The 21,005-nt window shown below is 56.4% G+C and carries 18 protein-coding genes; 9 read left to right on the top strand and 9 right to left on the bottom strand.

The annotated features are described in order from the left end of the window. Positions 1-3: 3 nt before the first annotated feature. From ACR0KN_RS18540 to cysQ, 4 genes are read right to left on the bottom strand one after another with little or no spacing between them, the layout of a single operon-like run. Entirely contained in the window at positions 4-1,050 is a 1,047-nt protein-coding gene (locus ACR0KN_RS18540; protein WP_170703445.1) for a glycosyltransferase family 2 protein, read from the bottom strand. After that, on the bottom strand, positions 1,047-2,030 hold the full coding sequence (galE, locus tag ACR0KN_RS18535) for a UDP-glucose 4-epimerase GalE (protein WP_480655633.1): 984 nt from the start codon (positions 2,028-2,030) through the stop codon (positions 1,047-1,049). The genes ACR0KN_RS18540 and galE overlap by 4 nt, the downstream gene beginning before the upstream one ends. Then, entirely contained in the window at positions 2,027-2,827 is an 801-nt protein-coding gene (locus ACR0KN_RS18530; protein WP_480655631.1) for a 3-deoxy-manno-octulosonate cytidylyltransferase family protein, read from the bottom strand. Before ACR0KN_RS18530 ends, galE begins: the two co-directional genes overlap by 4 nt. Next, a complete protein-coding gene (gene cysQ, locus ACR0KN_RS18525) occupies positions 2,827-3,624 on the bottom strand; it encodes a 3'(2'),5'-bisphosphate nucleotidase CysQ (RefSeq protein WP_480655629.1) in 798 nt (265 codons plus the stop codon). Before cysQ ends, ACR0KN_RS18530 begins: the two co-directional genes overlap by 1 nt. A 123-nt stretch (positions 3,625-3,747) precedes the next feature. Here cysQ and ACR0KN_RS18520 point away from each other — a divergent pair, with 123 nt between their 5' ends. After that, entirely contained in the window at positions 3,748-4,569 is an 822-nt protein-coding gene (locus tag ACR0KN_RS18520) for an ABC-2 transporter permease (protein WP_170471040.1), read from the top strand. Here ACR0KN_RS18520 and ACR0KN_RS18515 read toward each other — a convergent pair. Continuing rightward, the gene (locus ACR0KN_RS18515) at positions 4,566-5,168 is read right to left on the bottom strand and encodes an alpha-ketoglutarate-dependent dioxygenase AlkB (RefSeq protein ID WP_170471038.1); all 603 of its coding nucleotides are present in this window, start codon (positions 5,166-5,168) and stop codon (positions 4,566-4,568) included. The genes ACR0KN_RS18520 and ACR0KN_RS18515 overlap by 4 nt on opposite strands. Positions 5,169-5,382: 214 nt before the next feature. Between ACR0KN_RS18515 and dnaK the strand changes: the two genes are divergently transcribed. From dnaK to radC, 3 genes are all read left to right on the top strand, one after another. Next, a complete protein-coding gene (gene dnaK, locus ACR0KN_RS18510) occupies positions 5,383-7,290 on the top strand; it encodes a molecular chaperone DnaK (RefSeq protein ID WP_170471036.1) in 1,908 nt (635 codons plus the stop codon). A gap of 74 nt (positions 7,291-7,364) precedes the next feature. Then, complete coding sequence (gene dnaJ, locus ACR0KN_RS18505) at positions 7,365-8,516, top strand: molecular chaperone DnaJ (RefSeq protein WP_010442938.1); 1,152 nt, start codon at positions 7,365-7,367, stop codon at positions 8,514-8,516. A 159-nt stretch (positions 8,517-8,675) separates the two neighbouring features. Then, positions 8,676-9,431: a RadC family protein gene (gene radC / locus ACR0KN_RS18500; protein WP_480655626.1), complete on the top strand. Its 756-nt coding sequence runs from the start codon at positions 8,676-8,678 to the stop codon at positions 9,429-9,431. A 3-nt stretch (positions 9,432-9,434) separates the two neighbouring features. Here the strand turns inward: radC and ACR0KN_RS18495 are convergent, their stop codons facing one another. The 3 genes from ACR0KN_RS18495 to secA form a co-directional block, all read right to left on the bottom strand. Beyond that, on the bottom strand, positions 9,435-10,991 hold the full coding sequence (locus ACR0KN_RS18495) for a phosphate ABC transporter substrate-binding/OmpA family protein (protein ID WP_480655624.1): 1,557 nt from the start codon (positions 10,989-10,991) through the stop codon (positions 9,435-9,437). A 25-nt stretch (positions 10,992-11,016) separates the two neighbouring features. Next, positions 11,017-11,937, bottom strand: coding sequence for a hypothetical protein (locus tag ACR0KN_RS18490; RefSeq protein ID WP_480655622.1), 921 nt, complete (start codon positions 11,935-11,937; stop codon positions 11,017-11,019). Between the two features lie 100 nt (positions 11,938-12,037). Further along, positions 12,038-14,755, bottom strand: a complete 2,718-nt coding sequence (gene secA / locus ACR0KN_RS18485) for a preprotein translocase subunit SecA (RefSeq protein WP_480655620.1) — start codon at positions 14,753-14,755, stop codon at positions 12,038-12,040. Positions 14,756-14,931: 176 nt separating this feature from the next. Here secA and ACR0KN_RS18480 point away from each other — a divergent pair, with 176 nt between their 5' ends. Genes ACR0KN_RS18480 through ACR0KN_RS18470 form a run of 3 tightly spaced genes read left to right on the top strand, consistent with a single transcriptional unit; the run spans position 14,932 to position 17,407 of the window. Then, entirely contained in the window at positions 14,932-15,780 is an 849-nt protein-coding gene (locus ACR0KN_RS18480) for a peptidylprolyl isomerase (RefSeq protein ID WP_010442932.1), read from the top strand. A 5-nt stretch (positions 15,781-15,785) separates the two neighbouring features. Beyond that, positions 15,786-17,012 (top strand): bifunctional glutamate N-acetyltransferase/amino-acid acetyltransferase ArgJ, encoded by a 1,227-nt coding sequence (gene argJ / locus ACR0KN_RS18475; RefSeq protein ID WP_480655618.1) that lies wholly within the window; start codon positions 15,786-15,788, stop codon positions 17,010-17,012. Then, the gene (locus tag ACR0KN_RS18470; RefSeq protein WP_480655616.1) at positions 17,009-17,407 is read left to right on the top strand and encodes a (deoxy)nucleoside triphosphate pyrophosphohydrolase; all 399 of its coding nucleotides are present in this window, start codon (positions 17,009-17,011) and stop codon (positions 17,405-17,407) included. Before argJ ends, ACR0KN_RS18470 begins: the two co-directional genes overlap by 4 nt. 57 nt (positions 17,408-17,464) lie before the next feature. Here ACR0KN_RS18470 and ACR0KN_RS18465 read toward each other — a convergent pair whose 3' ends face one another. Further along, positions 17,465-18,406: a sterol desaturase family protein gene (locus ACR0KN_RS18465; RefSeq protein WP_480655614.1), complete on the bottom strand. Its 942-nt coding sequence runs from the start codon at positions 18,404-18,406 to the stop codon at positions 17,465-17,467. Between the two features lie 193 nt (positions 18,407-18,599). Between ACR0KN_RS18465 and ACR0KN_RS18460 the strand changes: the two genes are divergently transcribed. Both ACR0KN_RS18460 and ACR0KN_RS18455 read left to right on the top strand, forming a co-directional pair. Continuing rightward, complete coding sequence (locus tag ACR0KN_RS18460; RefSeq protein WP_480655612.1) at positions 18,600-18,806, top strand: hypothetical protein; 207 nt, start codon at positions 18,600-18,602, stop codon at positions 18,804-18,806. 247 nt (positions 18,807-19,053) lie between these two features. Beyond that, positions 19,054-20,997 carry an AMP-binding protein gene (locus tag ACR0KN_RS18455; protein ID WP_480655743.1) on the top strand — a complete coding sequence of 648 codons (1,944 nt, stop codon included), beginning with the start codon at positions 19,054-19,056 and terminating at the stop codon, positions 20,995-20,997. The last annotated feature ends 8 nt before the right edge of the window (positions 20,998-21,005 follow it).

Raw genomic sequence — 21,005 nt, 5'->3', positions numbered from 1 at the left:
CGTTTACTTCCCCGTAGTGGCTGGAAAGCTGCCACCGTTCAGCAGCCCCAAAGTCTCCAATTGTTGCCAATCGCGCAGCTTTACAGAATCAGACCCCCAAAGATCGGGTTTATTAATAATCCCATCATAATATGTGCTGAATTTTTCAGGGTCGTGGAAATGCTGGCGCCTGTGTTTTTCGATCTGCGATTTTTCTACAACCCCCGGCAGGAATTTCGTGTGCAGCAAAACGCCCGAAGGAGCCTGCCCCTCTGGCCCGTCATATTCAAAATTCAGGGCTCGCGGCAGGACGGAGTGGCAGGAATTCACATAAGCCATATGTCGCGACCAGTGGACCAAAGGGATTTTGTTCAGAGTCGGGGATCTTTCAGGGCGGTCCGAAAAGAAAGCTCGCTCGCGCGTCCCGCCTTGAACCCACAAGTTGCCCAATGGAAATTGACGTTGGGATCTGTAGGGGCCGGGGTCGAACCCGTTCAGAACATCCGTAGGATCGGATTGCGGGTCATAGTACTGTGTGCCCACTGGGCCTTTGGGAAACAGATCCAGCATCAATGCGCCAAAGGCGGACTGCCCACGCGCGTCCAGCCAGCCCGTCAAATCGTTTAACGAATGCGTGTCGTGATGGGCATAGACAAGCAATTCATCGGCATCGACCATAAGCGTCCAATGCCCGTGGCCAAATTTCCACTGCAGATATGTCAGCCAATCCAATCCGAACCGGGACGCACGATAGCTAGCAGTTGTCTGCCACAGCGATACATCCGGCTGATCAAGCAGGTACTGGGTCGATCCGTCGTCGCTGCCGTTATCCACAATCAGAAAATGATCTACGCCCAGCGTCCGGTAGTGGTGAAAAAACCACGGCAATCGGCTGATCTCGTTCCGTAGAGTGGTAAAGGCAAGGATAGCTCCCGGTGCGATTTGTTGCGTTTTGTCGGCACGCGAAGTTAGCTGATGGCGGCTACGAAAAGACCGCCATAAAAGCCGCTTACGCTTTAGGCGCAGCTTGTATCGCTGCCCCCAGCTTAGCGGCTGATCCTTTGTGCTCACTTTTCGTAGCTGCCATTCTGATGCCAGCGCCACGCATCGGTGATCATCGTCTCTAACGTTGATCTTTTTGGCATCCAGCCCAGCTCTTGTTCTGCGCGGGTTGAACCTGATACCAGACGTGTACAGTCCCCTGCCCGGCGTGGGCCGATGCTGTAGGGCACCGCTCGATTGGTGACGGCCTTCGAATGCTCGATCACTTCCATAACCGAAAATCCTGATCCGGTACCCAGATTGAACACACGGCTCTCTTTGCCTTGCTCCAGCCACTTCAGACCAAGAACATGCGCATCGACCAGATCGCAGACGTGCACATAATCGCGAATACAGGTGCCATCGGGCGTGTCATAATCGGTGCCGAACACTGTAAGACCATCGCGCTTACCGGCGACAGCGTCCAGCATTAGCGGCACCAGATGGGTCTCGGGTTGATGGAATTCACCAATTTCGGCATCCGGATCGGCCCCGGCGACGTTGAAATATCGGAAGATCACATGGTTTAGCCCGTAGGCGAATTCGAAATTACGCAGGATATCTTCGATCGCGCGTTTTGAGGCGCCATAGGCGTTCAGCGGTTGTTGAGGTGAGGTTTCATCGAGCACCACATTGTCGTGTTCGCCATAAGTGGCGCAGGTCGATGAAAAGACGAAATTCAAACAGCCCGCGTCGACTGCCGCTTGGATTAACGTCAAAGAGCCGGTCACATTGTTCGACCAGTACCTGCCAGGCTCGGACATTGCCTCACCCACTTGGCTGAGGGCTGCGAAATGCATCACGGCGGCTGGCTGGTACTTGGCAAAGACGGCGTCCAGATGCGCGCGATCCAGTAGGTCGCCCCGCTCGAACGGACCAAATTTCACCGCATCCTGCCAACCGGTGACCAGATTGTCATAGGTCACCGGAATATAGCCCGCCTTTGCAAGCGCCTTGCAGGCATGCGAACCAATATAGCCCGCGCCGCCGGTGACCAGAATATGGGTCATTCCAGTCCCATCGCGGCCATCATTTCTTCGATCTTGGCGACATCTTGCGGGTTGTTCAGTTCCCAAAATTGACGACCCTTGGCTTCCACCTCGACGCACAGAACCTTGCGACCGTTTTCCATGAAACGCAGTTGTTCAAGGCCCTCCAAAGTTTCCAGCGGGCCGGTCCGCCAGGAGGGATAGTCTGCCAGTGCATCTGGCCGATAAGCGTAGACTCCGACATGATGAAAGACCGGAGTTGGATCATCGTTGGCATAGGTCTCAGAGGTGAAGGGAATTACCTCTTTCGAGAAATAGAGCGCACTGTGATCATTGCCAAACACTGCTGTCGTACCCCCAACGCGGTCGTGTTTGCGGTCATTCAACAATCCATTCAGAGCGTCGCCATCGCAGCGCAGAACCGGGGTGGCCACGCCGGCCTTAGGGGCATCGCGCAAGCCTGAAATCAGGTCTTCGACAAACCAGTGCGGCGTCAATGGTGCATCGCCCTGCAGGTTCACTACGATCTCATAACCGCTGCCCAGCGCCGTATGCGCCTCGGCGCACCGTTCGGTGCCATTGCGACAGGTATCCGAGGTCATGATCACTTCGGCCCCGAACCCCTCGGATACTTCGCGAATACGGTCATCGTCTGTCGCCACGACGACGCGATCGACACCCGCGACCGAAATGGCGGCGCGCCAGGACCGTTCGATCAGTGTCATGGCTGTACCATTGACCCCGGTCAGCGGCACCAGAGGTTTGCCCGGATAGCGGGTCGACGCGTAGCGGGCGGGAATGACGATCAGAACAGACATCAGGCTTCCTTCAGGTCGACGCCCGGAGCATAGGCGATGAAAAACGGGTTGGCATAGCCGTCTTTGCCGTAGGTCAGCGGGGTGTGGTCATCAAAGCGCACGACATTTCCACCAGCACCGGCTAGTACTGCATGGCCCGCTGCGGTGTCCCATTCCATTGTGCGGCCCACGCGGGGGTAAAGGTCAGCCTCACCCGTTGCGACCAGACAGAACTTCAGCGATGACCCGGCGCTTTTGCTGTCGCGCACCTGATATTTGTTGATGTAATCCTCAGTCGCCTGATCGCGGTGCGATTTCGAGGCAACGATCATCAGAGCTGAATTGTCTGGTTTAGAGACTGCTATTGGCGTTAACGCACCCGGCTGATCCTTGTCCAGCGCGCCGGTTTCCTCAACCGCTTGCCCATCGGCCTGCGTATAAAACATCCGTCCCCGTGCGGGCGCATAAACTACGCCGCGCGTCGGTACGCCGTTCTCAACAAATGCGATGTTCACCGTGAAATCGCCTCGACGGTTGATGAATTCCTTGGTGCCGTCCAGCGGATCGACGATCAGAAAGGTCTCACCTTTTTCCGAGTGCGAGTCCGCCTGCTCTTCAGTCACTAGTAAAATTTCGGGAAAAGCTTCGCGCAGCCCGGCCGAGATCAGCGCATCTGCGGCCTCATCCGCCTCGGTCACCGGGCTGGAATCGGTTTTGACTTTGACGTCGAAATCGTCCGCCTCGTAGATCTGCATGATCTTGTCGCCTGCCTGAAGGGCCAGCCGCCGGATGACGGGTATCAGGGCGTCATAGGTCACAAAAAAGCTCCGTTCTTGAGATTTGTTGATCCAAGTTTCTTACGGACTTATGATGCGCTGGATACGGAACAGCAAGAATTTCGTGCCAGATTGCAGGTGACATGAGCAGGAAAGAGTGGTCGCGTGTTTCACTATAAGCGAAATCAGTCGTTGTTGGGCGGGGCCTTCACCACAGCTGAACTGATATTCCATGCGATTGTGCGCAATATCCGATCGCAGCATTCAAATGCGGTGATGGCGATCCTTATAAATATTCTTCAGGTGGTTGTGGTCGCCGGAGCGTTCTACTTGATCCTGTCTTTCATGGGCACCCGGATCGCGAAGATACGCGGTGAGTTCATACTTTTTCTGCTGTCTGGAGTGTTTCTGTTTCTGACACATATCAAATCGGTCGGTGCCATTGCCGGTGTCGGAGATGGCAACAATCCCATGACTTTGCATTCGCCGATGACCATGATGGTGATGCTGGCGGCTTCGGCGCTAGGCACGCTCTATACCCAACTTGTCTCGATCCTGGTGATTTTGTTTGTCTACAGTGTCGCCGTTTCGCCGCTCGAGATTCAGGAGCCAGGCGGAGCTTTTGCCATGCTTGTGCTTGCCTGGTTTACGGGGTGTTCGGTGGGGCTCGTGTTACTGGCGCTGAAGCCGTGGTTTCCCAATACAGTGACCATCCTGAAAAATGTCTATCGGCGGATGAATATGGTTTTTTCCGGCAAGATGTTCGTGGGAAACGCGCTGGGCGGGTTCATGCTGACCATGTTTGCCTGGAACCCGCTGTTTCATGTTATCGACCAATGCCGTGGTTTTGTGTTCCGGAATTATTTTCCTCGCAACACAAGTTGGGAATATGCGCTTTGGGTGGGGATTGTCCTGACCATGATCGGGTTGCTGGCTGAATTCTACACGCGCAAACACGTGTCAAAAAGCTGGGAGGCGCGTCGCTAGGTGGCGACCCGAAGCGTCAGATTAATACGCCCGCCCTTCGGCAGCAGTTTGGATGATCCAAATCGGATGCGGTCAATCCCGTGATATGTCAGCCGGGCAGGTCCGCCCATGATCACCACATCGCCCGAGCTCAGCCAGATTGACTCGGTCTTGCCCCCGCGTGTCGTATTGCCGATGCGGAATAACGCGTCATCGCCCAGTGAAATCGACAGCACTGGCCAAGAAAAATCAGCCTCGTCCTTGTCTTGATGCAGGCCCATCTTGGTGCCTTCGCCGTAGTAGTTGATCAGGCAGCAATCGGGCTGACGTTCCGCACCGGTCACGTCTTGCCAGATCGTCAGAATATCATCCGGGATTGCAGGCCAGGTCATGCCTTTGGGATGTGTATCCTGATACCGATAGCCAGCCCGATCCGTAACCCAGCCCAATGCTCCGGCCGAGGTCATGCGTACCGACATTTCTTTGCCCGATGGGGTGATGGGCCGATAGAGCGGCGCGGCCTTCAGAATCGGGCGCAACAGGTCAACCAGGCGGGTTTGCGACACCGCATCCAGATAGCCTTTGCGGATATCAAATCCGCGCAAAAGAAGCCGCGCCATGGAAGAATCCCCAAACCTTGCCAGAACCTTGCCAAAAAAGGCCACAAAATCCCGAAAACCTGCGTTTCTGACCGCTTGCAGGCCCCAGTCTGCGCCCTTATATACGCCTCGACGCGCGATGGTGTAGTGCTGTCGCGCACATCAGATCGGGGCCGGGATGCCGTAACGGGTTCAGGCCTCGAGACATCGCCTTAAATTGAAAGGGATCAAAATTATGGGAAAAGTAATCGGGATTGACCTCGGAACCACCAACTCGTGCGTGGCCATCATGGATGGCTCGCAGCCGAAGGTCATCGAAAACGCCGAAGGGGCGCGGACCACGCCCTCGATCGTCGCCTTCACTGAAGATGAGCGCCTGGTCGGTCAGCCTGCAAAACGTCAGGCGGTCACCAACCCCGACAACACGATCTTTGGCGTCAAGCGCCTGATCGGTCGTCGCGTGGATGATGCCGAAGTCGAAAAAGATAAGAAAATGGTGCCGTACGCCATCGTTGATGGCGGCAATGGCGACGCGTGGGTTGAAGCCCGCGGTGAAAAGTACTCCCCAAGCCAGATCTCGGCCTTCACTCTGGGTAAAATGAAGGAAACCGCAGAAAGCTATCTGGGTGAGGAAGTCACGCAGGCTGTTATCACCGTTCCGGCATATTTCAACGACGCCCAGCGTCAGGCCACCAAAGACGCCGGTAAAATCGCCGGTCTGGAAGTGCTGCGGATCATCAACGAACCGACAGCGGCTGCGCTGGCCTATGGTCTGGACAAAGAAGAAACCCAAACCATCGCGGTTTATGACCTTGGTGGCGGTACCTTCGACGTGACCATTCTGGAAATCGACGACGGCCTGTTCGAAGTGAAGTCGACCAACGGTGACACCTTCCTGGGTGGTGAAGACTTTGACATGCGCATCGTCAACTACTTGGCAGACGAGTTCAAAAAGGAACACGGTGTCGATCTGTCCGCTGACAAGATGGCCCTGCAGCGTCTGAAAGAAGCCGCTGAAAAAGCCAAGATCGAGCTGTCTTCGACCTCGCAGACCGAAATCAACCAGCCGTTCATCTCGATGGGTTCGAACGGTCAGCCGCTGCACATGGTCATGAAACTGACCCGTGCCAAGCTGGAATCGCTGGTTGCGGACCTGATCAAGAAGTCGATGAAGCCGTGCCAGGCTGCTCTGAAAGACGCCGGTCTGTCGGCTGCTGACGTGGACGAGGTTGTTCTGGTCGGTGGTATGACCCGGATGCCGAAAGTGATCGAAGAGGTCACCAAGTTCTTCGGTAAAGAGCCGCACAAGGGTGTGAACCCGGACGAAGTGGTTGCCATGGGCGCCGCCATTCAGGCCGGTGTTCTGCAGGGCGACGTCAAAGACGTGGTTCTGCTGGACGTGACCCCGCTGTCGCTGGGCATCGAGACGCTGGGTGGCGTGTTCACCCGTCTGATCGACCGCAACACCACGATCCCGACCAAAAAGTCTCAGGTCTTCTCGACCGCCGAAGACAACCAGAACGCCGTAACCATCCGCGTGTTCCAGGGTGAGCGTGAAATGGCTGCTGACAACAAGATCCTGGGTCAGTTCAACCTCGAAGACATCCCGCCCGCACCGCGCGGTATGCCTCAGATCGAGGTGACTTTTGACATCGACGCCAACGGCATTGTCTCGGTTTCGGCCAAAGACAAAGGCACCGGCAAAGAGCAGAAGATCACCATCCAGGCCTCGGGCGGTCTGTCCGATGAGGACATCGAAAAGATGGTCAAGGACGCCGAAGAGAACGCGGAAGCCGACAAGGAACGCCGTGAGCTGGTCGACGCCAAGAACCAGGCGGAAAGCCTCATCCACTCGACCGAAAAGTCGATGGAAGAGCATGCCGACAAGGTTGACCCGACCACCATCGAAGCCATCGAGCTGGCGATTGCCGCGCTGAAGGACGAGCTGGAAACCGAGAATGCCGACAAGATCAAATCCGGCATCCAGAACGTAACCGAAGCCGCCATGAAGCTGGGCGAAGCCATCTATAAGGCGCAAGCCGAAGAGGGTGAGGATGCGCCGGCGGCAGCCGATGAGGCACCGGGTGAAGACGACATTGTCGACGCCGAGTTCGAAGATCTGGACGACGACAAGCGTAACTAACGGGTAACCGGGCCAATATGGGCCGGTCCGGTTGCCGGGCCGGCCCAATTACGTTGAGGCAGAAGGAAGAACTGATGTCCAAACGCGACTATTACGAAGTGCTCGGCGTGTCCAAGGGCGCTTCGGCGGATGAGATCAAGAAAGGTTTTCGCAAGAAAGCCAAAGAACTGCATCCCGATCGCAACAAGGACAATCCTGATGCCGAAGCGCAGTTCAAAGAGGCCAACGAAGCCTATGATGTACTGCGCGATGGCGACAAAAAGGCGGCCTATGACCGCTTTGGCCACGCTGCGTTTGAAAACGGTATGGGTGGCGGAGGTCGTCCCGGTGGCGGTTTTGGCGGCCAGGGCGATTTCTCCAGCGCGTTCTCAGACGTTTTTGACGACTTGTTCGGCGACTTCATGGGCGGCCAACGTGGCGGCGGCGGTGGACGTCGTGCAGCCCGCGGATCGGACCTGCGCTATAACCTTCGGGTTTCGCTGGAAGAGGCTTATGCGGGTCTGCAGAAAACTATAAATGTACCGACCGCCGTGGCCTGCTCTTCATGTGAGGGTACTGGGGCTGAGGGTGGGGTTGAACCCACCACCTGTCCAACCTGTTCCGGTATGGGCAAGGTGCGCGCGCAACAGGGCTTCTTCACCGTTGAACGCACTTGTCCGACCTGCTCCGGTTTGGGTCAGATTATCAAGAATCCCTGTAAATCGTGTGGCGGTGCTGGTCGTGTTGAAAAAGATCGCGCGCTATCGGTGAACATTCCAGCGGGCGTTGAAACCGGTACCCGCATCCGTCTTGCCGGTGAAGGCGAGGCTGGCATGCGCGGTGGCCCTCCGGGCGACCTCTATATCTTTGTCGAGGTTTCGGATCATAAACTGTTCGAGCGTGACAGCGTTAACCTATATTGTCGCGTTCCGGTCAGTATGGGTAAAGCGGCGCTGGGTGGCTCGATCGAAGTTCCTACAATCGATGGTGGTCGCGGCCGCGTTCAGATTCCGGCAGGCAGCCAATCCGGGCGTCAGATGCGTTTGCGCGGCAAAGGCATGCCCGCGTTGCGTGGTGGTGGTATCGGCGACATGTTCATCGAACTGGCCGTGGAAACTCCGGTCAATCTGACCAGCCGCCAGAAAGAGCTACTGCGTGAGTTTGACGATTTGGGTGAAGACAATCACCCGGAATCGAAAAGCTTTTTCTCTTCTGTGAAGTCCTTCTGGGATGGCATGAAGGGTTAAACCGGTTAAGCAGGGGGGCTCTGCCCCCATCGCCCTTTGGGCGACTCCCCCGAGATATTTATGGCCAGATGAAGCGGGGGACCTGTGTGTTGCCGATCCGACGGGCAGGGATAAGGCGCGTTAACTTTTCGGAAACCGATTCTGCGTCAGAGTGGGGTTATGACCCAAGACGCCTTTGCCGAAGCCCCCATGCTGTTCGATACGGATGAAGCACCGGCGCAGCCGCTGCGCGTTGGTCGGTTACCCTCCTACATCAAAGACCATCGCAAGCGGCTGCGCGAAAGGTTCATGTCTGGCGGATCAGCAGCGATGCCGGATTATGAACTGCTGGAGCTGGCTTTGTTCCGATCCATCCCGCGTCAGGACGTGAAACCGCTGGCGCGTGCTCTGATGGATGCGTTTGGCGACTTCAACCGCGTGTTGACGGCGCCTGAGGAACGGCTGCGTCAGATAAAGGGGATCGGGGACACGGTGATTACCGATCTGAAAATTCTTGAGGCCTGCGCTCATCGGATGGCACGAGCGCGGGTGATTCAGCGGCATGTGATTTCGGGCTGGGATGCGCTGCTGGATTATTGCCACACGACGATGGCCCATCGCGAGACCGAGCAGTTTCGGGTGTTTTATCTGGACCGGAAGAATGTACTGATCGCAGATGAAGAGCAGGCGAAGGGCACAGTGGATCACGTACCGGTTTATCCGCGTGAGGTGGCGAAACGCGCGCTGGAGCTGAATGCGTCAGCGTTGATATTGGTGCACAACCATCCCTCAGGTGACCCGACGCCTTCACAATCTGACATCGACATGACCAACCGGATTCAGGATGCTTGCACGGCGCTGGGGCTGACCTTGCACGATCATTTGATTATCGGCAAATCGACAGAATTGAGTTTTCGCGCACAAGGATATCTTTGACCGCTATCGAATCCAGACTTCGACCCGGCGGTTCACCTTGCGGCCCCATTCGGTGTCATCGCAGGCCATTGGCATCGCTTCGCCAAAGCCCTCAACCGCGATCTTGAGACTCGCAGGAATACTCGTTTCGATGGCCGCCAGCACCGCGTTACGAACGGTTTTGGCCCGCTGCAGAGCAATGCGCATGTTGGATGTGGCAGCCCCGTCGCCATCGCTAAACCCTACAAAAGTCACCTGTCGCGCATCCAGCCTACCGCTTTCCAACACCTGCGCCAGGTGCAGGATATTAGAGCGGGATTGCGCATCGGGTCGCGACGAGCCGGGCTCGAAGCGGAAGGACAAAGATAACCGGGACAGAGGGCGGAGGGTTGCGATCATGCGCTGTAGTTCTTCCAGTCCAACTTCGGTTCCGCCGGTGCTGACGGCATTGACCAGCCGCTCGCCTTGTAACGCCATCCCGATGGTCTCGGGTGATTGATCGACAAATCCGACTTGCCGGATCACCATTTGTGCAACGCCACTTTGGGTGTAGGCCAGAAATTGCCGGGCGAGCCGCGGCAATCTTCTTTGCGGCAGGTAGATAAACATCGGTGCGGTGAGCGGGTAGTCCTCGGTCTTTACTGATTGCCTCGTCGCCGAGAGGGTATGACCGCAGCCACCGGTCAGTGGCAGCGCTCGCGCTTCGCCCGTCTCAGCAAGGCTGGCGATACCAATTGCGAAAGGATCGCCTGAGATCGCGCGTACAAGATCGCTGTTGCGAGCATGGAATGTAACGTCGGCTGAGATCAGCGCATCGACCGGCGCCAGCAACAGATCCTCTATGGCCTGTGTCAGGCCAGATCCGGCTTTCGGCAGGTACAGAGAAATGGGTGCATCGGGACCGCCAAGATTGGACCAGTTTGTATTTTGTCCCGTGAAGATTTTGGCTAAGTCTGCGGGGGATATCTGACGTATGGGATTGTCGTCAGATACAATCGGAACAATCGCATCCAGTGCCAAGACCCGCGACCGGCGGGCCTGAGTCAGATCACCCAATCCAGCGTCGCGGTTCAACTTAGCCTCGTCCGGCCGAATCTCGCGTTGGGCAAGAACGATATCCGCCGCGCCCTTTGCAAGATCGGCAAACCCCTGAGAGGTGCCGGTTACGGAGAAGGTAAACCTGGCCAAAGGTGTAAAGCGGTCAGGATGACGCAATGTATACTCACGTTGGGTTACGGCAGTCTCTGAAACAGATACCGACAGACCTTCTTGTACGGCAAAACCCTGCACGAGTGCCGGCATCAAAGTTTCTGCCATAACGGATGAACCTGAAAATCGCACTTCGGCGACAAAATCGGTCAGATTGGGGCAGGCTGGTCCATCGCATGTCACGCCTGAGCCATCGATCGTCAGTTCGCCAAACTGCGTATCGACACGGTAAAACTCACCGTCATACCCAAGCAATGTGCCGACGACTTCAATCTTGCCGTCGTGTGAGGTCAGAGTGATGTCTTGCGCGGAGGCTCCCTGTGCCAAGGACAAGGGCAAAAGCGCGACAAATGCCGCACGAAGGATTTTCATTTTGGACCGTTGAATTGCCTGCTGCCTATTTGGCAGCGATTGTCAGGTCTGTGAACAGATTATTCAACACCAGAAAATCACCAGCCGTTTCGCAACCCGGCATATCCAATGTCAGATCGCGGGATCTCAGGCGTTGATCCGCGCGCCATTCCAGCGATTGCACGTTCAGAGGTTTGCCGCAATTGGCCTCGGTGACTTCAGTTTCGACTGATAGGGTGATCGAGCCCGTCTCGGTCGCGGATTGTATCGGGAAGGAATAGACTTCAATATTGCGTGCAATGTCAGAGCCGCCCTGTCCAAGATGGATCACCGAACCCTCACCGCCGGCCTCAGAGCCAGTCCATACGTGGCCTTTTTCTCCGTAGCCTGCGCCGAATTCCAATGCGTGCAACTGCAGCTCTGTCTTACCCTGCCATTGCAGGGCGATCCGGTTGAAGTCGTTGATCTCTGGCACATGCGTTGTTGCAACTGTACCTTTGCCGTCGGGCAGTGAGATCAGGAATATGGCGTATTCGGACAGCGCCGGAACAGTCAGGTTCAAGCCACCAAGCGCATCGGTTTCGGTGCTGAATACCAGCCCGTTATGATGAACTTCGATGGTTGCATTTGCATGGCACGGGGCCTTGACTCGCAACCGTGCATTCGCACCGGGTACAGCCAAAGCGCGCGCGCTTAGATCACAGTTGGATGGCAAATGGCTTTGTTCGGGAGCTGGAAGCGAGGATTTTGGTTTAATCTCATTGTGCGCTTCGGTGGGGGAGGAAGAAGTCAGAACAACGCTTTGCAACCTGGCAAGGTCCGCGCCCTGCTCAGAGATCGACGCGACACGCGCGCCGCTTGGATCAGCGCTGAGTTGCTGCGCGGATCCGCTTTGCATCAGATACCCGATGGCCAGGGCGCAGGCAACAGTTCCGCCCGTGGTCACATAGTTCTTTATTACAAACAAGACACCCTCCCCAGTTGAAGGAGCGACTCGTAACTTGCCTCTGAATCAAGGCCAATATGTGGCCTTGAGGCGGACTCATTGTGTTTGAAAGTGGATGACGTTAGGTCAATCTACCGTGGCAATGTTTGAACTTTTTGCCTGAACCACAGGGGCAGGGATCATTGCGCGACGGATTTCCCCAGGTTGTAGGGTCATCTTCGACAAAGCCAGGGCGGGCATCGCCCGAAGCTTGCGCCTCGGCCACTGCTTCGGCCTGTCCCGCCGCCTTATCCACTGCCTGCTGGGCCTGGGCCTGCTGCGCGGCCATCTGAGCCAGCATTTCCTTCTGTTCCTCTTCGCTGAGCGGGCGAACGCGCGATAATTGCTGGGTCACTGTTTCACGCAACGAATCGAGCATCCCTTCGAACAACTGGAAGCTTTCGTTCTTGTATTCGTTCAGCGGGTCACGCTGGGCATAGCCTCGGAAAGCCACTACCGAGCGCAAATGTTCCAGCGTCAGAAGATGTTCGCGCCATTTGCCGTCGATGGTTTGCAGCAGAACCTGCTTTTCGATGTTACGCATATTCTCGGGGCCGAAGGCGACGGCTTTCTGTGCCATCATTTCATCGGCTGCCTTGATCAGGCGTTCGCGGATCTGTTCGTCATCCACTCCCTCTTCGGCGGCCCAGTCCTGAACCGGTGCATCAATGGTAAGTTTGTCCTTGACGGCCTCATGCAGCCCCTCGGTATTCCATTGATCAGCATAGGTTTTCGGCGGCATGTATTCGTCGATCATATCGTCGATTACCTGCTCGCGCATATCCGAAACCACATCCGACAGATCGTCCGCTGACATGATCTCGCGTCGCTGGCTAAACACCACCTTACGCTGGTCATTCATCACGTCGTCAAACTTCAGAACGTTCTTGCGCATGTCGAAGTTGCGACCTTCGACCTTGGACTGCGCCCGTTCAAGCGATTTGTTCACCCAAGGGTGAATGATCGCCTCGCCCTCTTTCATGCCCAGCGTGGTCAGGACCTTGTCCAGTCGTTCCGAACCGAAGATGCGCATCAGGTCATCTTCGAGGCTGAGGTAAAACACCGTGCGGCCCGGGTCACCCTGACGTCCCGAACGTCCGCGAAGCTGGTTGTCGATCCGGCGGCTTTCATGGCGTTCGGACGCCATCACGTAAAGACCGCCAGCCTCTAGCACCTTTTCCTTTTCTTCCGCGTGCTTGGCTTCTTCTGCCGCACGCAGCTCGGCCGGGTCAGCCTCGGGGTTTTCGGCGAGCGCCTGAAGCACCTTCATCTCGACATTGCCGCCCAGCTGAATATCGGTGCCGCGGCCCGCCATGTTGGTGGCGATGGTCACCGCGCCCAGACGGCCTGCATCGGCCACAATCTGCGCTTCCTGTTCGTGCTGGCGGGCGTTCAGAACGTTGTGTTCGATTCCCTCTTTGTCCAGCATCTGGCTGATCACTTCGGACTTTTCGATCGACGTGGTGCCGACCAGGACCGGCTGACCTTTTTCACCGGCCTTTTTGACCTGTTCGATGATGGCGCCGTATTTCTCACCCGTGGTGCGATAAACCTGATCGTCCTTGTCCTCACGCGCAATCGGCTTGTTGGTCGGAACCTCAACCACGCCCAGACCATAGATTTCCTGAAATTCCTCGGCCTCGGTTAGCGCGGTGCCGGTCATGCCCGACAGCTTGTCGTAAAGGCGGAAATAGTTCTGGAAGGTCACGCTGGCCAGCGTCACGTTCTCGGGCTGAATCTGCACGCCTTCCTTGGCTTCGATGGCCTGATGCAGGCCTTCAGACAGGCGACGACCCGGCATCATCCGACCGGTGAATTCGTCGATCAGCACGACATTCCCATCCCGGACGATATAGTCCTTGTCGCGTTGGAACAGTTTATGCGCGCGCAGGCCCTGATTGACGTGATGCACCACAGTGGTGCTTTCAGGGTCGTACAGCGAATGCCCTTCGGGCAGCAGACCCGCCGAAAGCAGTTGCTGCTCGAGAAACTCGTTGCCTTCATCGGTGAAGGTCACGTTGCGGCTTTTTTCATCCAGAGAATAATGATCGTCCTGCAATGTCGGGATCACCGCATCGATGGCAGTATACAGATCCGACCGGTCCTGCGCAGGCCCCGAGATGATCAGCGGGGTCCGAGCCTCGTCGATCAGGATCGAATCCACTTCATCCACAATCGCGAAATTGTGGTGCTTCTGATAAACCTGCTCCAGATCGGCCTTCATGTTGTCGCGCAGATAGTCGAAGCCGAGCTCGTTGTTTGTGGCATACGTGATGTCGCAGTTATACGCGGCCATTTTCTCGGCATCGGGCTGACCTGTCCAGATCACGCCTGTGGTCATGCCCACGGACGCGAACACCTTGCCCATCCATTCCGAGTCGCGCTTGGCCAGGTATTCGTTCACTGTAACCACATGCACGCCCTTGCCGCTCAGTGCATTCAGATAAGCGGGGAGAGTGGCGACCAAAGTCTTTCCCTCACCCGTCTTCATTTCCGAGATATTGCCTTGATGCAGGAAGATGCCCCCCATCAACTGCACGTCAAAGGCCCGAAGACCCAGCGCGCGCTTGGCCCCTTCGCGGACATTGGCAAAGGCCTCAGGCAGCAGGTCATCCAGATTTTCACCGTCCAGCGCCCGTTTGCGCAGCTCAGCGGTCTTCTCGATCAGGCCTTCGTCGGTCAGTTTCTCGAACTCGGGCTCCATCGCGTTGATCTTTTCGATCAGGGGGCGGGTCGCCTTGATCTTGCGGTCGTTCGGTGTTCCGAACACCTTTTTGGCGAGCGTTCCGAGTCCCAGCATGTTCACTCCAGCGGATCTGTTCTTATCGTGGTTGCGACAGGCTTGCCCACCTTGCGCGCAACCCATAGATACGGGGGGTGAAAGGCGGCCCTGTCCAAGGCTTCAAAGCGATGTAAGCGGCAGGTTCTAAAGTGTCAACGCTGCGCCCTGTCGCGGCAAAGAAATAGGATGATTCCATGCCCAAAGGCCTCACTTTTCTGCCATCGCTGGCGCTTGCTGCCGTGATGGCCCTGCCGTTGGCCGCCGAAACCAAGCCAGATGCCTCGACCGTCGTGGCGCGCGTGAATGGTGATGAGATCACATTAGGTCACGTCATCGCCACCGCGTCTGCTCTGCCCGCGCAGTATCAGCAATTGGAAGACGACGTTCTTTATGACTTCATCCTTGAACAACTGGTCCAGCAACACCTGTTGGGTCAGCAACAGGATGCTCTGAACCCTCTGAACGCATTGCGCTTGGAAAACGAAACGCGGTCCCTGCGTGCGGTACAGACTGTTGAGGCGATCACCGCTGCCGAGGTTACGGATGAAGCAATCCAGGCCGCCTATGATGCGCAGTTTGCCGAATTCGAGGGCGAGGACGAATTCAACGCCAGCCATATTCTGGTTGAAAGCGAAGACGAAGCCAAAGCCATCAAGGCCCAATTGGACGAGGGCGCGGATTTCGCCGAATTGGCGAAAGAGAAGTCCACCGGCCCCTCGGGACCCAATGGCGGTTCGCTGGGATGGTTCGGTAAAGGTCAGATGGTGCCCGAGTTCGAAAACGCGGTTGTAGCTTTGGAAAAAGGCAGTGTTTCGGAACCCGTCCAGACGCAATTCGGATGGCATTTGGTTGCTCTGAATGACAAACGCAAAACGCAGGCCCCAGAACTGGCCGTCGTGCGTGATGAACTGGCCCAAACCATCCGGCAGGACGCAATTCAGGCCAAGGTCGACGAGTTGACGCAGCAGGCAACGATTGAACGTCCAGCGCTGGAAGGGGTTGGACCCGAGGTCATGCGCCAGATCGAGCTGCTGCAGGAGTAACGCGCGTGGCGACGATCACCAAGGTATCACCATTGGCCCCAGAGGCCTTTCCTGAATTGCCTGCAATCGACGGCGTACGTTTTGCCACGGTTGAGGCGGGCGTCCGCTATCAGGGCCGCACTGACGTAATGATGGCGGTGCTTGATCCGGGCACATCGCTGGCTGGGGTTTTCACCCGTTCAGCCACGCGCGCGGCGCCAGTTCTGGACTGTCAGGACAAGATCGGCGGGCCGTATGATGGGCCTGCGGCAATCCTGGTAAATTCGGGCAATGCCAACGCCTTTACCGGTCATTATGGACAAACCTCGGTGGCCGAGGTGACGCAAGCCGTCGCCAAAGCCACCGGCGTTGCGGTGGAGCGGGTCTTCACCTCTTCCACCGGAGTCATCGGCGAGCCGCTACCCCATGACCGCATCGTCGCCCAGCTTGAGGTCTTGAAATCCGGCCTCAATCGGCACGCCATCGAAGACGCGGCGCGGGCGATCATGACCACGGATACCTTCCCAAAAGGGGCATCCGCGCAGGTTGAGATCGATGGCAAAACAGTCTCTATCGCAGGGATTGCGAAGGGCTCCGGCATGATCGCGCCTGATATGGCGACGATGCTGGTCTATATCTTCACCGACGCCCATGTCGAACAATCCGCTCTGCAAGCGATGTTGGGCGCACAGACAGATCGGACCTTCAACTGTATAACCGTCGACAGCGATACCTCGACCTCTGACAGCCTGCTTCTGTGTGCGACCGGAGCCTCGGGCGTTGATGCCACGGGGAATGACGCGTTTGCGCAGGCACTTGAAGCCGTGATGCTGGACCTCGCGCAGCAAGTGGTGCGCGACGGTGAGGGGGCAACGAAATTCGTAGAAATTCGTGTGACCGGAGCTGCAACGGACGCTGACGCCAAAATCCATGGGCTGGCCATTGCCAACTCGCCTCTGGTCAAAACCGCCATCGCAGGCGAAGACCCGAACTGGGGTCGTATCGTCATGGCTATCGGTAAATCCGGCGCTGCTGCTGACCGCGACCTTCTGAGCATTTCTTTCGGCGACATCCTTGTCGCCGAAAAAGGCTGGGTTAGTCCCGATTACCGCGAGGAAGACGCCGCTGCTTACATGAAAGGCCAAGACCTCGTGATCGCAGTCGATCTGGGATTGGGTGAAGGTAATTCCACCGTTTGGACTTGCGACCTGACCCACGGTTATATCGAGATCAACGCGGATTACCGTTCATGAAAACAATCTTAGTGTCTGCGGTGGCTCTGATCGACATCGAGGGCCGCGTCCTGCTGGCCCAACGCCCCGAAGGCAAATCTATGGCTGGTCTTTGGGAATTCCCAGGGGGCAAAATCGAACCCGGCGAAATCCCTGAGGCTGCGCTGATCCGCGAATTGCACGAGGAGCTGGGCATCGACACCTGGGCGTCGTGCCTCGCGCCCCTGACTTTCGCCAGCCACAGCTATGACGATTTCCACCTGCTGATGCCGCTGTTTGCCTGCCGCAAATGGGAAGGCATCCCGCAATCGAAGGAAGGGCAGGCGCTAAAGTGGGTACGCGCGAATGATCTGAGAAATTACTCGATGCCTGCGGCGGATGTTCCGTTGATCCCGATTTTGCGGGATTGGCTGTAGGCACAGGGTGAGAGCCACTGTTCCAGAGGGCTACAGGGGCTCACCTCTCAAGTTTGTTCAACTGCGTTGAAAAATCCGAGCTGCTTTCATCAGTGGCTCGACATACACGCCGTATAGGGTCCGATAGTCTTCAGTTTCCGGTCCGATGCCAAACTGTAAATTTTCCCGGCCTTTGGGGACATAGAGCGTACCGCCCATCCGGTCCCAAACCGCCAATCCACCGCCCATGTTTTTGTCCCAATGTTTGGGGTCGCTCGAATGATGGATCTGGTGCATGGCGGGTGATATCAGCCATTTCTCAATACGCGGGCCATAGCTGACCCAGATGGGACTGTGGCGCAAAACACCACCGATGAGGTTGGACCCGAAGAATATGACATTTGCGCCACCGATCTGATAGGCGGTCAGATGATCACCAAACAGACCTATGAAGACACCATTCACGATAGCGGCCGCACCTACTGCTCCGAAACCGAAAAATACCGCGTCGAATGGATGGTGCCGTTCGGCGGTTGCAAAGTTCAGATGCTCTGCCGAGTGATGTATCTTGTGGAATTCCCAAAGAAACGGAACCTTGTGCTGCAGATAGTGCATCCACCAGCGCATAAAATCATTCACGACATACAGCGTGACGGTCAGCGCGACGGCGACCCAGACCGAGCCACCCTCGCTTTGAAGGTCTGCGCCCAAAGACCGGATTCCATCAGCGACCACAGGGGTCAGCTTCCAGAGTGTGTTGACGATCCAATCGAGGGCAAAGACAAAGACGATCGGATTGACCAGGAGGATTATGTAGTCAATGAAGGCCGAGCGAGAACCCCATACCTCTTTCCTGAAGAACACGGAATGGAACCTGCGGTCATCACCGCCCAATCGATGGGCGACGATAGCGATTGTCATACCGCATAGGACATACACCCAATAGTGCCGCAGGTTTGCGTTATCCGCAAAACCCGAGATTTTGGATATCGCAATCTGAGATATCTCGGAAATATCCATTTATGCCTGCCGAATTGAACCACTCGTTGAGTTTCACTTCTCATATAAAATCGGCGGAAGTATGGCGCAGCATCTGATGACAAGATCGAAATCCGACAGATCTCCGAATTCATACTGATCCTGATCGCAAGAGATTTGGTGATCAGCCAGAGCGATTGCGCGGCTGTTCCGGTTTAGAAAGGGCAAACTTCCAATGCTTAAGAGAATCACGATCGTAACGGGTATCCTGATCGTCGCATTATTCGGCTACTTACCCTTCGAGCTTGCGGAATGCGACGCGATGATGCGCGAACATGGGCCTGCTTTTTTCTGCCTGCCGATAGCCTTTGCTGCGATCCCAGTCTTGGCTACTGTCTTTGTGGTGCAGTTGATATTCCTGTGGTTAAAAAGGGTAAAATGACAGGCCGGTTTGCCATCTCGGACTTGCCTGGGACTTTGCCTACAACTCGAAAGAGCGACCTTTCACCTCTGTTACAATTCGTAAGAATTGAGAAAACATCAGGCAAAACTTGACGCTGATCTTTTCCGCGTCCCTTATCGGGGCATCGGCGCCCGGGGCGTGTTCCCGGCTTGTCGTTTCCGGCCCGAGGAGGGGTCGGATGGGGAGGAGAGAAAGATTGGCTCAGACGCAGTCGGGCGCTGGTGGGATGCAGTCCCTTCCGGCGCTGTTACACCGCAATGTGACCCAGTTCGGGGATGCCCCGGCTTACCGCGAAAAGGAATTCGGGATCTGGCAATGCTGGTCCTGGGCCGAAACCGCCAAAGAAATCCGCGCCATTGCATTGGGTTTTCTGGAGATTGGCGTCGAAAAAGGCGATCATATTGCTGTCATAGGCCGTAATCGACCGGCGCATTATTGGTCGATGGTCGCGGCACAGATGGTGGGCGCGATCCCCGTGCCGCTCTACCAAGACGCGGTTGCCGAAGAGATGACCTATGTGATGGAGCATTGCGGCGCAAAATATGTCGTCTGCGGTGATCAGGAGCAAGTCGACAAGGTCATCGAAATTCAGGAAAAAGTGCATCAGATCAAGCACATTCTGTATACTGATAAACGCGGGATGCGGAAATACGACCACAGCCAGATGAACGCGCTTGAAGACATCATGGCCGAGGGCAGTGCCGGCCACGCGCGGTTTGATGCGGAACTCGACAAGCGCATCGCCGAGATCACCTATGACGACACCTGCGTGATGCTCTACACCAGCGGAACGACGGGCAAGCCCAAGGGAGTGGTGCTGTCGAACCGGAATGTGATCGAAAGCGCCAAGAACTCGGCGGACTTCGATCATCTGACCCGGAATGAGGACATCCTGTCTTATCTGCCGATGGCCTGGGTGGGCGATTTCATCTTCTCCATCGGTCAGGCCTATTGGTGCGGCTTCTGTGTGAACTGCCCCGAAAGCGCCGACACGATGATGACCGACCTTCGCGAGATCGGGCCGACCTATTTCTTTGCACCGCCGCGCGTATTCGAAACTCAGCTGACCAATGTGATGATCCGGATGGAGGATGCAGGCAAGCTGAAGCAGCGCATGTTCCATCATTTCATGGCCCATGCCAAAAAGGTTGGCGGGTTGCTGTTGGACGGCAAGCCTGTGGGCTTTGGCGACAAATTGAAATACGCGCTGGGCAACCTGCTGGTTTATGGCCCGCTCAAGGATACGTTGGGTTATGGCCGCTTTCGGGTGGGCTATACAGCGGGTGAGGCAATTGGGCCGGAAATCTTTGATTTCTATCGCTCTTTGGGCATCAACTTGAAGCAGCTCTATGGCCAGACCGAAGCGACCGTATTTATCACCGTGCAACCGGACGGCGAAGTGCGCGCCGATACGGTTGGTGTGCCCGCACCGGATGTCGAGCTGAAAATCGATGACAGCGGCGAGATCCACTATCGCTCGCCCGGTGTGTTTGTTGAGTACTACAACAATCCGGATTCCACGGCTTCAACCAAAGATGCCGAGGGCTGGGTTGCGACCGGTGATGCCGGGTTCATCGAAGAAAGCTCGGGCCATTTGCGGATCATCGATCGCGCCAAGGATGTTGGCAAAATGGCCGACGGAGCAATGTTCGCGCCGAAATATGTTGAGAACAAGCTGAAGTTCTACCCTGATATTCTCGAAGTCGTGCTGTTTGGCAATGGCAAGGATCGTTGTGTCGCCTTCATCAATATCGATCTGACCGCGGTTGGAAACTGGGCCGAACGCAACAACGTGGCATATGCGTCCTATCAGGAATTGGCAGGCCACCCCCGTGTGTTAGAGACGATTCGCAGCCATGTGGAAGCGGTGAATAAGTCGGTTGCGGCTGATGAAATGCTGTCGGGCTGTCAGGTGCATCGCTTTGTGGTTCTGCACAAGGAACTGGATGCCGACGATGGAGAAATGACCCGGACTCGGAAGGTGCGCCGTGGCTTTGTCGAGGAGAAGTTCCACGACATCATCGCTGCGCTTTATGACGGGTCTGGCCAAGTTTCGACCACCACCGAGGTGACCTATGAAGATGGTCGCAAGGGTTCGATTTCTGCGACGTTGGAGATTGTGGATGCACCGGTTGTGCCGGTCGTGCAGCACAAGGTGGCGGCGGAATGAGGGGGCTG

The sequence above is a fragment of the Ruegeria sp. AP7 genome, assembly GCF_056539905.1.
Note: the sequence above shows the minus strand (reverse complement) of the source record. Positions and strands in the feature narration are given on the sequence as shown.

Coding starts and splice junctions, on each gene's coding strand:
- galE (WP_480655633.1), bottom strand. CDS start 2,030: ATGACCCATATTCTGGTCACCGGCGGCGCGGGCTATATTGGTTCGCAT.
- ACR0KN_RS18530 (WP_480655631.1), bottom strand. CDS start 2,827: ATGTCTGTTCTGATCGTCATTCCCGCCCGCTACGCGTCGACCCGCTAT.
- ACR0KN_RS18515 (WP_170471038.1), bottom strand. CDS start 5,168: ATGGCGCGGCTTCTTTTGCGCGGATTTGATATCCGCAAAGGCTATCTG.
- dnaK (WP_170471036.1), top strand. CDS start 5,383: ATGGGAAAAGTAATCGGGATTGACCTCGGAACCACCAACTCGTGCGTG.
- dnaJ (WP_010442938.1), top strand. CDS start 7,365: ATGTCCAAACGCGACTATTACGAAGTGCTCGGCGTGTCCAAGGGCGCT.
- radC (WP_480655626.1), top strand. CDS start 8,676: ATGACCCAAGACGCCTTTGCCGAAGCCCCCATGCTGTTCGATACGGAT.
- ACR0KN_RS18495 (WP_480655624.1), bottom strand. CDS start 10,991: ATGAAAATCCTTCGTGCGGCATTTGTCGCGCTTTTGCCCTTGTCCTTG.
- secA (WP_480655620.1), bottom strand. CDS start 14,755: ATGCTGGGACTCGGAACGCTCGCCAAAAAGGTGTTCGGAACACCGAAC.
- ACR0KN_RS18480 (WP_010442932.1), top strand. CDS start 14,932: ATGCCCAAAGGCCTCACTTTTCTGCCATCGCTGGCGCTTGCTGCCGTG.
- ACR0KN_RS18470 (WP_480655616.1), top strand. CDS start 17,009: ATGAAAACAATCTTAGTGTCTGCGGTGGCTCTGATCGACATCGAGGGC.
- ACR0KN_RS18465 (WP_480655614.1), bottom strand. CDS start 18,406: ATGGATATTTCCGAGATATCTCAGATTGCGATATCCAAAATCTCGGGT.
- ACR0KN_RS18460 (WP_480655612.1), top strand. CDS start 18,600: ATGCTTAAGAGAATCACGATCGTAACGGGTATCCTGATCGTCGCATTA.
- ACR0KN_RS18455 (WP_480655743.1), top strand. CDS start 19,054: ATGCAGTCCCTTCCGGCGCTGTTACACCGCAATGTGACCCAGTTCGGG.